Here is a 12,314-nt window from a genome sequence, read left to right as displayed (position 1 = left end):
ATTTTAAATAAAACAATGTTATTTTGGACTTGATTAAGTATACTTGTCATATTAGTGCGAATTAAATTAACAATAAAACAACACGGGGATAATGTATGAAAGTAAGAGATATAATGGCAAGCAATGTAGTTTGTATCAGCCATAAAGCCACGTTAAAAGACGCACACGAACTAATGCAAACACGTGGGGTACGTCACTTACCTGTTATCTCCGAAAATGACGGCACCTTGGTTGGTGTTTTGACGCATAAAAAAATAATCAGCGCTGTCATGTCAATGATTAACAAATACGGCACTGATGCACTTGCGCGCAAAGAACGCGGGCAATTAATCGAAGAGTTAATGGAATCAGACTTTCAAAAGCTCACTGAAGACGAACCGCTTAAAATCGTTGTTGAATACTTTATTGATAATAAGCTCGGCTGTCTTCCGGTGATCGATAATCAAAATAAAGTGATTGGTATTGTCACCTCATCTGATTTTGTAAAATTGTGTGCGCTATTGCTTAATAAATAACGCTACTCAGACAGTCATTAGGCTGATAGTTTATCTAGCAGCCTAATTAACATCATCACATTGCCGAGTGCATTACTAAACATACTACGATTATGTTAACAAGAGTATTAACGAGAATAGCGTCCAGCAAGCACTGCTCCACTCAGGGCGATAACAGACGATAACAGCATTATAATCACCACAGGCAATACCGAACCCATACTAATAAACGCGGATAACGCACTCACCGTACCACCCACTGTATATTGCGTTGCGCCTAAAACAGCTGAAGCCGAACCAGCATTACGCCCAAAGCTTTTCATAAAACAGGCACTCGCATTTGATATAACCGCACCATTCGCTGAAATCGCAATAACAAAGCCAGCAACTGCCACATATAAAGCGTCAGGGATCAACACTGAGGCCGTCACTAATATGATACCGCCAACGACTTGCAAGCTAAGAAAAACTTTTAATAATAGCGCTGGTTCAAATCTCGCCAGCAAAAATGAATTGGCGCGGTTAACAACAACCAAGCCACAAATATTAGCAAAAAACAAGAGTGAAAATTGATGAGCCGTTTGCCCAAAGACTTCCATATACATCATTGATGCATTGGTTAAAAAGATCATCATGACGGAATAAGCAAAAGCTTGCGCGACCATAAAGCCTAACGCTCGTTTTTCACTGAACACCGACAACAAACCAATCTTTGGCTGCGCTTCATCAGCCTGTTTATCGGCAGACTCTTGTACTGAAGAATCTATAGCTGAAGGATCTTTCAGCAATGTGACTTCCACTTTCTTCGTCGCCTTTGGCATAAAGCACGTCACCAAAATAGCCACCAGCACCGCCATGATTGCCAACGTATAAAAAATCCAACGCCAATCCGCCAGTGACATAATGATGGTGCCAACGGTTGGTGCGATCGACGGTGCGATCATCATAATCAGTGCAATCAGTGAGAATAACTTAGCAGCCTCCTTACCACTGCACGTATCGCGGATCGTTGCAGGTACGCCCACCACAGCCATACCACCACCAATAGCCTGAATGACACGCCAAAACCACAAGATTTCAATCTGTGTCGCCGTCGTTAACAACAAGCTCGCTATCGCAAATACAGCCAAACCAGCAATCATGGCATAACTACGGCCTTTTTTGTCAGACAAAGGCCCGCCAATTAATTGCCCTATCGCCAAACCAAAAATATATAAACTGACCGTGACTGACATTAACGAAATATCAACGTCCATTGCTTTTGCCATCGTTGGCATGGCCGGTAAGTAACTATCAATGGTGAATGGGGTTAATGCAAATACAGCAGCCAAGGTTAATATTAGCGTCTTACTCATTTTCCCAGCGGTTTCTTTTTTAGTCTCTGTTTTGCTGTCGCTAATAACCGTATTCATGTCGATTGAGGGGGTATTTTGTTGTGTCATTCTCTCACCTTAATTTATCTTCCTAGAAAGATAATAGCTAGACTTTACCTTTCTAGCAAGATATATTATTGGTTATCTGACAAAACAGGGATTTGTTACCCTGCCACATGGAAATATAAAACATGGCAAATGATATTAGTGACATAGTAAAAATGATGGAAGCTAACTGGCCCGAGTGTGCTGAAACAGTATCACCAGCATTATTACGATTACTGCAAGTGAGTAATCTATGCAATCATCAAATGGAAACATTGGTAGGTAATCATGAATTACAACGTGCTGAATTTGGTGTGTTAGCGACACTAAGACGCAGTCCAGTACCCTACTGCCTATCACCAACTGCATTATATCAATCGATGATATTCAGTTCTGGTGGACTGACTAAGGTACTAAGTCGTTTAAGCCAATCTGAACTGATTGCTAGAATTGATAATCCAGAAGATAAGCGCAGTAAATTGGTACTACTCACCAGTAAAGGCAAGCAGTTGATCGAAACTGTCATGCCCGAGTTGCACCAACAAGAAAAAAGTACTTTCAGTGTATTATCTGCAGATGAGTTACAACAACTCGATTCATTGATGCAACGAGTATTAGCAGGACATAAAAGCGTTTGATAACGATCCTTTCGATCACTGCCGCTTGTTTACAATAAGCGTTACTTAAAAAGCGTTCATCGTCATTGCCACATTTGCATAACTTAATACCTGTAGTGCAGGCAGTGATGGCATTGCCGCTGTGTCGACGTTGTTTTTAACAAACAAAGACACTGGAAACTGTTTTGACGCGGCAAAATAAATCGACAGTAATTGTAAGCCATCATCCTGATGCAATGGCTGGGTTTCTAGCGCTAACGCCTCGAGTTTATCTGCATTTTCTAACCAAGTCAGAAAACCGTTGAAATCATCTTCCAGTACTTCATCACTGGTAAAACTAATGCGTAAAAAATCTAATTCAAGAAAAGACCACAGCGGCTCTATTTCTGATGCATCGCATATATCAACTTCAATATGAATACCATTGATACAATAGCCGTAATGGCTGAGATGACTGATCTGGCTGATATCACAGGCCTGCTTCATATTAGCAATATTAATTTTTGCGTTTGGCGTTTGCTGTAATAGGGTTTCCACTTCTTGGGTGGTTGGCACGTATTCAAACATGACTTCTTTGAGGGGCGATTCCATTGCAATACCTTCTTATCCATTTTAACTGTATTTTATCGTATTTGACTACCTGGACACTCTGTCTCATTTGCCAGACTATTACATATATAAAATACGGTAAATATATCGTTTTCAAGAAACATGAGCTAGACGATATAATAATGGAAATAAAGAGGTAGTTTTGTGATAACCCTTATATATACAGCTATTTACAACGACTAAATGAAATCACTTCACTATTTTACGTAATATTTCCTTCAACCAATTACGCTTTTTCAATACTAATTCAACCTTAATAATTTTCTTCAGCTTTCGCGCATTGATCGTGCCCGCTAATGTCCTGATCTCAGTGCTATCAACAATATCTTCTTTGCTGACTAAAGTGAAACGAGAGTTTCGTGGGAGTAAATATTCAGTGGCCACTTGCTGTCTTGATTCTTGGTATTTCGCGACACAACTGCCTTTTGGACATTTGATAACAACATAATATGCATCTGTATCAGCGCTTTTATGATGCTCATTAAAATACCGACCTAGGCAATTATTTTTGTCCAACGCAGACAGAAACCCTTTATATTCTTCTCCTTGTAACAAAGGCTGTATACCATCACCATAACAAGCTCGATGTAAAATCACTTCCGAGGACAATTTGGCTTTTAAGGTCAGGTTATCGAGGTTGAACAAATGCAGTTGAAACCGTTTTGGGGCCTTTTCATTGTGCTTTAGTTTATGGTTAAGATCGTAAGAAAAGTTGCTGTTATAGCTCGTCCCTGATCGATAAGCTTGAAAAGATTCTTGTTCTTTGTGCGTTAAGCTATTAAAAAATGTCATCCCAACCCCTAAGCAAAAGTTAAATGTTCAGCTTACGAGTATTACAGTATTGAATTTTAAGTACTATATCGTTTTTTAAAAAACGATGCTAAATGATATATTTTACAAAATAAAATAGGTATTTATTAACATGCTTAATAAATACCTATTTAGAGATTGTTAATTTAAGCTAGCCTAAGTAATTAGCCGCCGTGTAAGATCTGCTCCATAACCCAGCTTGTGTGCAAGGCGGTTTTACCACTGGATGGATGCACTACATCATTCAGCAGTTGTTCGCGTATATTAGCGACATGATGTAATTGAATGTTTTCAGGATTATCGATGGTGAATTCTTGACGTTGATTTAATGTTTGCAAAACAATCGCGGCCTCGTCAAACACTGAGAAGCTTATTTCACCTTTACTGCCTGTAATAACAACACGGTCTTCACGTGTGCAGCCTCCAAAATTCCAGCTGCCGATGCCAGTTACACCACTTTTATGCTGCCAGCATGCTGTTACGGCATCCAGAGATGAGTACAAACCTTGTTGATTAGTACCTAGGCCTTTGACAACATCAAACTCACCGAGTAAATAAGCAAACAGGTCAAGTCCATGGCTCGCCAGATCGTCAAAATAACCACCTGCAGCGACAGTTTTATCTGTTCGCCAGTTCAGTTCTCCGGATAAATCTAATGCATTAGCGGGTTTATTTAGAAATGCATTAATCGTTCTTATTTCACCCATTTCACCAGACTCAAGTAACGCTTTTACTTTGTTAAAACGCGGTAATGAACGACGATAATAAGCCACAAATAACGGTACACCCTGTGCTTCAAAGGCATTGACGATTGCCAGACTATCGGCGTAACTCGGTGCAAGGGGTTTTTCAATACAACAGGGTTTACCTGCTGCTGCAACTTGTAACGCATACAATTTGTGACTATCAGGTGGTGTGGCGATATACACAGCATCAATATCATCGTTGTTAATAATATCGGCCGCGTTAGAAGAATACGCCTTCACCTTGTGTCTTTTCGCATAGTCTGCTGCGAGGCTAAGATCACGGCGCATAACAGCGGAGAGTTCGAAGCATGCTGTTTTTTGATAAGCAGGACCACTTTTGAGTTCGGTTACCGAACCACAACCAATAATACCCCAGCGAATAAGCGCTGACTCCGTGTTTTTATTCTGCATAATCTATCCATTACATCGAATGATAAAAATCAGATAGCAATATAGGTGATTAATATAGATAAGAAAAGCACATACACGTGAAAATAAGGTTTTAAAGAGGTTGCTAGGAGTAAGTGGAGTATTAGAGATTAATATTCAATGCTGAATGCTGAAATAGGCTGCATACATAAGTTCATGTATACAACCTCAGCGATGTTATTCGAGCTGCTTAGAAAAAGCTAAACCGTTAATGTTTGTAAACGTTTCAGTGCAGCGTCAACACCAACATCAATTTGCTTAGTGCCAGCCAAATAACGTTCACGGAATACATCAAACCAACAAGAAAGAATATCAGCATTAGCGGCTTCACCATGATGCCCTAGTACTAAGGATGCAACTTCTGCTGTCGCGAGTTGATTTTCTTTTGCTGCTTTACGGATCTGATACTGCGATACGACTTCAGGATCAAATGAGATAACCGGAATATCATGTAACCATGGGCTCTTTTTAAACATTTTCTTCGCTTCGCGCCAGCTACCATCAAGTAAGATGTATAACGGTCGCTTACCCGACTCTATCGTTAATGGGCCAGTTTCTACTCGCTCACGCTCTAACACATACTCTTCAGGGAAGATAATGAACGGCTGCCAACAATCAGCTTTGATAATATCAATCATCTCTTGACTAGGCGCTGTACGCGACCATTGATAAGCAAACGTATCTTCAATAACGTCGGCGATCAAACGGCCTGTATTACTTGGCTTAATCATTTCATAATCAAACATCACCAGCATAAAGCCAGCAGTAGACTCTACCAGCGGTCGATGTTCACAAATACAAAATTGCTTGCCAAGCATGCAGTAATCACAACGAATTAATCGACCACCACGGGCATTAAAAGGCTTAGTACTGTCTGCGAGGCGTTGTATTGCTAATCGATGAACATTATGAATGCGCATAAAGTGATCCACGTTATAAATAATTGCTAAATTGCAGATAAAAAAATGACCCAGTACCAAGACCTATCACCACCGTCGTGGGACAATCCTTGCTACTGGGTCATTTACATAATTAGGTACGCGTCAAGCGTCACTTAATTATGGTGCTTACGATCTTCCAATTCAGATTTAGTCGCTCGAACCTGACGCATAAAGAAATTAGCCATAGATGCAGCAGCAGGTTTCTTTTCTGGTGCTGGTGCTTTTGACGTAATTACACGTGGTTTCGGTGGCGCAACAGGGGCAGCAGCAACAACAGGTCTTGCAACTTCAGGCTTAATAGCCGGTGTTGCAGTCGCATGTACAGGACGAACCTGGTTAGTCGCAAATTGTGACGATGCTACATGCTGTCTTTGTTGTACTTGCTGTGCTTGTTGGTGCACACTTTGTCCATCCGTTTGCGGACGAGTTCGAATAACTTCTATCGAGTAAAGTTTACTTGATACGGAATTTGTTGACTGTGACACTTGTTCACGACGTAAACGCTCACCCGTTGATTTGAATTCTTGGTATTGTACTGCTAACCAATTCTTCAAATGCATTAACATACCCGCTTCAACTAATTCGAGACAAGTTCTGTTATTGTACTCGACTAGCTTCGTTTCTGAAAAATATGTCTTGGCTTCTGCTTCTGAGCCGATGCGTTCGACTAGTTCGAACCATGTTGATAAACCTAAAACTGTGTAATGACTCATTGTCTACCTTGCAGATAACCGGCTACATTTTAGTAGCTTTCTGTAAAAATTAGGAGGCGGATTCTATACCTTTGTCGCCGAAATTAAAAGCATATTTACGAAAAAAACATAAAAATAATGTCACAACTCATAAATATGCACTTTCAACTTCATTTAGACTAGACTAAATAAAATTTTTAGTGTTCTGAGTCCTCAAAAAAATAACATTATTTTTAACCTTGGTGAATACAAATAAATGAGCAACACTATTGTAGCCCTGTCATTGGATGTAAATACTGAATGCAGGTCACTGAATGGAAAATGGAAATTATGGCGCTAGAATTTTTAGTACTGAGTATTATTTGAGTTCCGAGTATTAATAATGAAATGTTAAGTACGGGATGTTGATTACTGATTGCGATTGTTATTTAATTTTGCTTGTGTAGAATCCTGCAAACTAAATGCTTATCTATAAGGAAATACCTATATGTCTGATTGTCCATCCCCACTTATTCCGCAACAATACGCGGTTGAAATATATATAGGTCGAATTAAGCAAAGTTTTGGTTTCGAGACCGCTATTGATAAGCAGCCGGTGAGCAGCTGCATCTACCTTTCTGAACATGGACTTGAAGGTGACGAGACCGCAGATAAAAAATATCACGGTGGTCTAGAGCGTGCTTTACATCAATATCCTGCCGAACATTACACATTTTGGCAGCAAGTATTTTCCTCGCGAACTAACAAGCAGCCACTATTTTCAGCACCAGGCATGGGCGAAAATATAAGTGCACTAGGTATGACGGAAGAAAATGTCTGCATTGGCGATCAATACCAATGGGGTGAAGCCATTATCGAAGTGAGTCAACCTCGCCTGCCTTGCTTTAACCTTAATACCCGCTGGGATGTCGCTGATATTTCAGTGCAAATGCAAGCGCTAAGTCGTTGTGGCTGGTTATATCGTGTCATTAAACCGGGTATGGTGAATCAAGATGATGCGCTAATCCGTATTAAACGGTTAATTCCAGCAACCACGGTAAAACAAGTCTGTGACTTATTCTTCAATAAGCCATCGGACAAAGATAGCTTGAATGCATTAATAGAGATGCCTGCGTTGTCACCATACTGGAGCGAAACAGCTAAGACTCGATTAGCAACCAATACGGTAGAGAATTGGAACTTTAGATTATTAGATCACGCTTAATACCGCGTTGATAAAGTTATGAGCAGTCGTATTTTTTAATCAAATATTGCTGCTCAACTATCTGCCGTTACTCTTTATATGGCCAAGCTAAGCATCTACTTTTAATAATTCCATCACCATTAATTTGCGGATCACGCTAACATACATCACATTAATACCTGCTAGTTTTGCAACGGCAGTTAAGGCATGACCTTCACGTAATAATTGTACTGTGTGCTCTACTTGTTCTTTTCTCATTATATTTCCTAACTCGGTTACGACTAAACTATATAAAAACAGTGCAATAAAATGAAATATAAAATCACAGCCTGTTTATACATAGTTTTATCAAATGACATTGCCGACTAATATAAAGATCAATTAAAAATTAAACTGTCCACTATGGGACACTTGTATTCAATTTTTATAAATCGCGCAAAATAACAGCATATCAAGGGTGCATGAATGGCATGAAAATAACCACCCAGATTGGCCGTTAGCACTTGCCATATTTCCACGCTTAGCTTACCCTCTGACTATCGTTTAACAGTATATTTAATGATTTTTCAAGGCATTAAATATACTGTGTATTCTGTGATGCAAACAGGCTGGTTTATAACCACTAGCAACACCGAAGAACAACCATCTAATTAGATAAAATGAACAAGAACAAGGCGTAGTATGGATAACAATTCTAATAAAGCAGCTGCTGACCAAGCCACTTTTTACTGGCACGATTATGAGACTTTCGGGTTAAGCCCATCACTTGATCGCCCTTCTCAATTTGCTGGTATTCGCACCGACATGGACTTTAACGTGATCGGCGAACCCGATATGTTTTATTGCCGTCAATCCGATGATTATCTGCCTTCGCCAGAAGCTGCCATGATCACGGGTATTACGCCGCAAAAAACCCAAGCTGAAGGTGTCACTGAAGCTGAATTCAGTAAACGTATTGAAGCGCAGTTCAGCCAGAAAAACACCTGTATTATCGGTTACAACAACATCCGCTTTGATGATGAAGTCACGCGTAATATCTTCTATCGTAACTTCCACGACCCGTATGCACATACGTGGAAAGACGGTAACTCACGTTGGGATATCATCGACTTAATGCGCGCTTGTTATGCATTACGCCCAGAAGGGATTGCCTGGCCAGAAAATGATGATGGTCTGCCAAGTATGCGCCTTGAACTGTTAACTAAAGCCAATGGTATCGAACATGCCAATGCCCACGATGCAACATCAGACGTATACGCGACGATTGCAATGGCCAAATTGGTTAAAGATAAGCAGCCAAAATTATTCGATTTCTTATTTAACTTACGCAACAAACGTAAAGTTGAATCACTGATTGATATCATCAACATGACACCATTAGTACACGTGAGCGGCATGTTTGGTGCTGATCGCGGCTTTACAAGCTGGGTTGTGCCACTCGCTTGGCATCCGACGAACAATAACGCCGTGATAGTGGCAGACTTAGCGCAAGACATTACTCCGTTATTAGAGTTAAGCGCTGATGAATTGCGTGAACGTCTGTATACACCAAGAAAAGAACTGGGTGATTTAGCGCCTATTCCATTAAAGCTGATCCATATTAATAAATGCCCAGTACTGGCGCCAGCGAAAACATTATTACCTGAAAATGCCGAACGCCTGGGTATAGATCGTAGCGCCTGTTTAGCAAATCTAAAACGTTTGAAAGAGAGTAAAACACTGCGTGAAAACGTGGTTGGCGTGTATCAGGTAGAACGTGAATATCCAAAAACAAATAATGTTGATGCGATGATTTATGATGGTTTCTTTAGCGCGGGTGACAAAGCCAACTTTGAGATCTTGCGTGAAACTGCGCCAGAGCAATTAGCAGGACTGAAGCTTAAAATCAGTGATGAACGTTTTAACGAATTGTTTTTCCGTTATCGCGCACGCAACTTCCCACATTTACTATCAATGCCAGAGCAACAAAAGTGGCTTAATCATTGCCGTACCGTGCTAGAAGACAGCGCTCCGGCTTATTTTGCTCGTTTAGATGCACTCGCCATTGAAAACAGTCATGACGAACGTAAAATGAAACTATTGCAACAGTTATACCTTTACGGTCAGAAGATTATTGGTGCCTAACGATAGATAAAGGTAAACATCGAAATTAAACACGGTGTAAAAATAGATGAAAAAAAAGCCTGTTAGTTACTTTAATAAGTTAACTAACAGGCTTTTTTATTGTGACGAACAATTAGATATTAAAAGAGTCTATTAAACTCTTTGAATATCTTGTTCTTAAGTTCATCTTTTTTCTCATCTGAACCAAGATACTTATCCATCAGTTTATCTTTTTCCTTTTCAGCAAGTTGTTTGGTAATAGCACCAAAATCAACCTTAATACTTGGCGCTGCAAAACTGCCTTTTACATCAATTGGCAATCGCAAGTCACGTACTTCTTTCATTGTTGAGCTCGACTGACCACCGATATTTTCAGCAACCGCGGCATTAAATGTAAAATCAAGGTTTTCACGAATCAAGTTAGCAGAACCTTTACCATCGACCTTGATCGCAGGAGATGCGAGATCAATCTTAGTCGATGTTAACTTACCACCGCCTAATTTAAAGTTTGCCACCATTGCACTAAAGTCTGTTTGTTCACCTTCATCAGCAGTTGTCTCTGATTTTTTGCTGAACATTGCAATCGCTTTACGCACTTCTTGCGCGACGTTCATACCTAACACTGCGCCATCGGTGAAGCTGGTATTGATTGTACCCTTGGTCGCCGATTTAAGTTTAGTCGTCGTCAGACCCTTACCGCTGATGCGCACATCGACATCGACCAAGCCAGTGAGCATTTTCTTACCCGCTGCGATAGTAACAAGTTGCTCTGATTGTACTTTTTCCAATGTGCTGTTCATATTGAATGTCGCAGGCTGCTTGTTACTATCTAATAATGCTTTCACCATTAACTTACCCTCATACAGATCTGAAGATAGTTTAGTGAGTTGCAATACCCCATCTTTAAGCTCACTTTGTAGCTTAATATTATCTAGGACATATTCGCCCTGTTTAATCTGCGTGATGGTTAACGACCCTTTTTGATTAACACTTGATAAAGCACTTAGATCTGGTTCAACTTCAGGTGCTGGTTTAGTAGCCGTCTGTTTAGCCGTGCCGCTTGTTGCTGCTGAGCCATCTTTTGCTTTAACTGCGGCGCTCTTCGGTAACCAGTCATCAACAACCAGAGTATTCATTGCTAGATTATATTCTAAGCTTGGTTTAGCAAATACATCCACAGCCAAGTCACCCGTGATAGTCAGTTCATCAACATCGAGTTTAAGCCCTGCTAACTTCATTGTTTTATAAGCATTGTCGTATGTCATGTCACCTTGCAATGAAATATTCATTTCTGGACGAGGTAACATAGAGCCCGTTAGTGCAAGTTTATTATCGAGTTTTGCTAATTTTATCTCGCTAAATTGCTCATCAATAGTCAGTACCATGCTGGTGTTTAATTTAGCAGTTAACTCATTAGTACGGTAATTAGCTGCTAATGTAATGGCAACAGGCTTGGCGAAAGCAAACTCCCCGACGGTTAAACTGCTGTCAGACAATTTATGATATGTACCGTCTTGACGATTATTCAATGATAATTGAGCGTTAGTGATACTCACGCCTTGCACTATAAATTGATATTCGCTTTTAGCGAGTTCACCTTCAGGCGTAACCTTGATCGCTTGAATATCTTCATTGGTTATTACTGGTAATTCTGTTTCAGCAGATGCTGCTGGCGGTGTTAATGTAGCCAGTAATTCATCCATATTATTACGACCATCAGCTAACGTTTCCACGTTAACCGTTAAGCCATCCACTTGCACATTCGTGACCACAATCGTTTTAGTCAATAGCGACATCAGCTCAACAGCCGCATGCACATTATTCACTTCAATTTGTTTAGAGTCTGCATATTCATGTTTGTTAAATAAGGTAACTTTGCCTAATTCAAATCCAATTTGTGGATAAAAAGTGAGATTCAAATCACCTTCAATCGTCACATCTTGCTTTGTGAATTGCTTTGCTTGCTTAACCAAATTATCCTTAATTAACTCTTCATTAACGAAAAATTTAATGGCAATAAAACCAGCGATAAAAATTATCGCAATGAGTCCGCCAATACCAAGCAGTACTTTTTTCATCCTGAAACCACCTTATAAAAATACATCTTAATCCATAATGATAGCCTATTGACTATAATACCAATGCTATCTTGCTTAATAATATCATGTAATTAGCAGAACGCTGAAAGATTCACAATAAAATACCTTAACGCATTAAATAATGACTAAGCAGCCATTTCATATTGCGGCCCGTTCACCCTAATGTGAGGAAA

At 39.9% G+C, this 12,314-nt stretch carries 12 protein-coding genes; 4 read left to right on the top strand and 8 right to left on the bottom strand.

Annotation, left to right across the window (positions count from 1 at the left end; translation table 11 throughout):
• The first annotated feature begins 95 nt into the window (after positions 1 to 95).
• Entirely contained in the window at positions 96 to 515 is a 420-nt protein-coding gene (locus JFU56_RS08550) for an HPP family protein (RefSeq protein ID WP_198436855.1), read from the top strand.
• Positions 516 to 622: 107 nt separating this feature from the next.
• On the opposite strand, the gene JFU56_RS08545 is transcribed toward JFU56_RS08550, so the two are convergent.
• Positions 623 to 1,936, bottom strand: coding sequence for a multidrug effflux MFS transporter (locus JFU56_RS08545; RefSeq protein WP_198436854.1), 1,314 nt, complete (start codon positions 1,934 to 1,936; stop codon positions 623 to 625).
• Between the two features lie 122 nt (positions 1,937 to 2,058).
• On the opposite strand from JFU56_RS08545, the gene JFU56_RS08540 reads away from it, so the two are divergent.
• On the top strand, positions 2,059 to 2,550 hold the full coding sequence (locus JFU56_RS08540) for a MarR family winged helix-turn-helix transcriptional regulator (RefSeq protein WP_198436853.1): 492 nt from the start codon (positions 2,059 to 2,061) through the stop codon (positions 2,548 to 2,550).
• 45 nt (positions 2,551 to 2,595) lie between these two features.
• On the opposite strand, the gene JFU56_RS08535 is transcribed toward JFU56_RS08540, so the two are convergent.
• The 5 genes from JFU56_RS08535 to JFU56_RS08515 all read right to left on the bottom strand — a co-directional run bounded on the left by JFU56_RS08535 (position 2,596) and on the right by JFU56_RS08515 (position 6,777).
• Positions 2,596 to 3,120: a hypothetical protein gene (locus tag JFU56_RS08535; protein WP_198436852.1), complete on the bottom strand. Its 525-nt coding sequence runs from the start codon at positions 3,118 to 3,120 to the stop codon at positions 2,596 to 2,598.
• A 207-nt stretch (positions 3,121 to 3,327) separates the two neighbouring features.
• The gene (locus JFU56_RS08530) at positions 3,328 to 3,930 is read right to left on the bottom strand and encodes a hypothetical protein (protein WP_198436851.1); all 603 of its coding nucleotides are present in this window, start codon (positions 3,928 to 3,930) and stop codon (positions 3,328 to 3,330) included.
• A 182-nt stretch (positions 3,931 to 4,112) separates the two neighbouring features.
• Complete coding sequence (locus JFU56_RS08525) at positions 4,113 to 5,105, bottom strand: Gfo/Idh/MocA family protein (protein ID WP_198436850.1); 993 nt, start codon at positions 5,103 to 5,105, stop codon at positions 4,113 to 4,115.
• A 218-nt stretch (positions 5,106 to 5,323) separates the two neighbouring features.
• Positions 5,324 to 6,043, bottom strand: coding sequence for a tRNA-uridine aminocarboxypropyltransferase (locus tag JFU56_RS08520; protein ID WP_198436849.1), 720 nt, complete (start codon positions 6,041 to 6,043; stop codon positions 5,324 to 5,326).
• 134 nt (positions 6,044 to 6,177) lie between these two features.
• Positions 6,178 to 6,777 (bottom strand): hypothetical protein, encoded by a 600-nt coding sequence (locus JFU56_RS08515; protein ID WP_198436848.1) that lies wholly within the window; start codon positions 6,775 to 6,777, stop codon positions 6,178 to 6,180.
• Between the two features lie 466 nt (positions 6,778 to 7,243).
• Here JFU56_RS08515 and JFU56_RS08510 point away from each other — a divergent pair, with 466 nt between their 5' ends.
• Positions 7,244 to 7,960, top strand: a complete 717-nt coding sequence (locus JFU56_RS08510; RefSeq protein ID WP_198436847.1) for an MOSC domain-containing protein — start codon at positions 7,244 to 7,246, stop codon at positions 7,958 to 7,960.
• A gap of 87 nt (positions 7,961 to 8,047) precedes the next feature.
• On the opposite strand, the gene JFU56_RS08505 is transcribed toward JFU56_RS08510, so the two are convergent.
• Complete coding sequence (locus tag JFU56_RS08505) at positions 8,048 to 8,197, bottom strand: hypothetical protein (protein WP_198436846.1); 150 nt, start codon at positions 8,195 to 8,197, stop codon at positions 8,048 to 8,050.
• A 423-nt stretch (positions 8,198 to 8,620) separates the two neighbouring features.
• Between JFU56_RS08505 and sbcB the strand changes: the two genes are divergently transcribed.
• Positions 8,621 to 10,063 carry an exodeoxyribonuclease I gene (sbcB, locus tag JFU56_RS08500; protein ID WP_198436845.1) on the top strand — a complete coding sequence of 481 codons (1,443 nt, stop codon included), beginning with the start codon at positions 8,621 to 8,623 and terminating at the stop codon, positions 10,061 to 10,063.
• 119 nt (positions 10,064 to 10,182) lie between these two features.
• On the opposite strand, the gene JFU56_RS08495 is transcribed toward sbcB, so the two are convergent.
• Positions 10,183 to 12,120, bottom strand: a complete 1,938-nt coding sequence (locus JFU56_RS08495) for an AsmA family protein (protein ID WP_198436844.1) — start codon at positions 12,118 to 12,120, stop codon at positions 10,183 to 10,185.
• Between the last annotated feature and the right edge of the window lie 194 nt (positions 12,121 to 12,314).

It is taken from the genome of Moritella sp. F3 (assembly GCF_015082335.1).
Classification (GTDB): Bacteria; Pseudomonadota; Gammaproteobacteria; order Enterobacterales; family Moritellaceae; genus Moritella.
This window is presented reverse-complemented; position numbering and strand designations above follow the sequence as displayed.

Coding starts and splice junctions, on each gene's coding strand:
- JFU56_RS08535 (WP_198436852.1), bottom strand. CDS start 3,120: ATGGAATCGCCCCTCAAAGAAGTCATGTTTGAATACGTGCCAACCACC.
- sbcB (WP_198436845.1), top strand. CDS start 8,621: ATGGATAACAATTCTAATAAAGCAGCTGCTGACCAAGCCACTTTTTAC.
- JFU56_RS08520 (WP_198436849.1), bottom strand. CDS start 6,043: ATGCGCATTCATAATGTTCATCGATTAGCAATACAACGCCTCGCAGAC.
- JFU56_RS08550 (WP_198436855.1), top strand. CDS start 96: ATGAAAGTAAGAGATATAATGGCAAGCAATGTAGTTTGTATCAGCCAT.
- JFU56_RS08525 (WP_198436850.1), bottom strand. CDS start 5,105: ATGCAGAATAAAAACACGGAGTCAGCGCTTATTCGCTGGGGTATTATT.
- JFU56_RS08505 (WP_198436846.1), bottom strand. CDS start 8,197: ATGAGAAAAGAACAAGTAGAGCACACAGTACAATTATTACGTGAAGGT.
- JFU56_RS08530 (WP_198436851.1), bottom strand. CDS start 3,930: ATGACATTTTTTAATAGCTTAACGCACAAAGAACAAGAATCTTTTCAA.
- JFU56_RS08495 (WP_198436844.1), bottom strand. CDS start 12,120: ATGAAAAAAGTACTGCTTGGTATTGGCGGACTCATTGCGATAATTTTT.
- JFU56_RS08545 (WP_198436854.1), bottom strand. CDS start 1,936: ATGACACAACAAAATACCCCCTCAATCGACATGAATACGGTTATTAGC.
- JFU56_RS08510 (WP_198436847.1), top strand. CDS start 7,244: ATGTCTGATTGTCCATCCCCACTTATTCCGCAACAATACGCGGTTGAA.
- JFU56_RS08540 (WP_198436853.1), top strand. CDS start 2,059: ATGGCAAATGATATTAGTGACATAGTAAAAATGATGGAAGCTAACTGG.
- JFU56_RS08515 (WP_198436848.1), bottom strand. CDS start 6,777: ATGAGTCATTACACAGTTTTAGGTTTATCAACATGGTTCGAACTAGTC.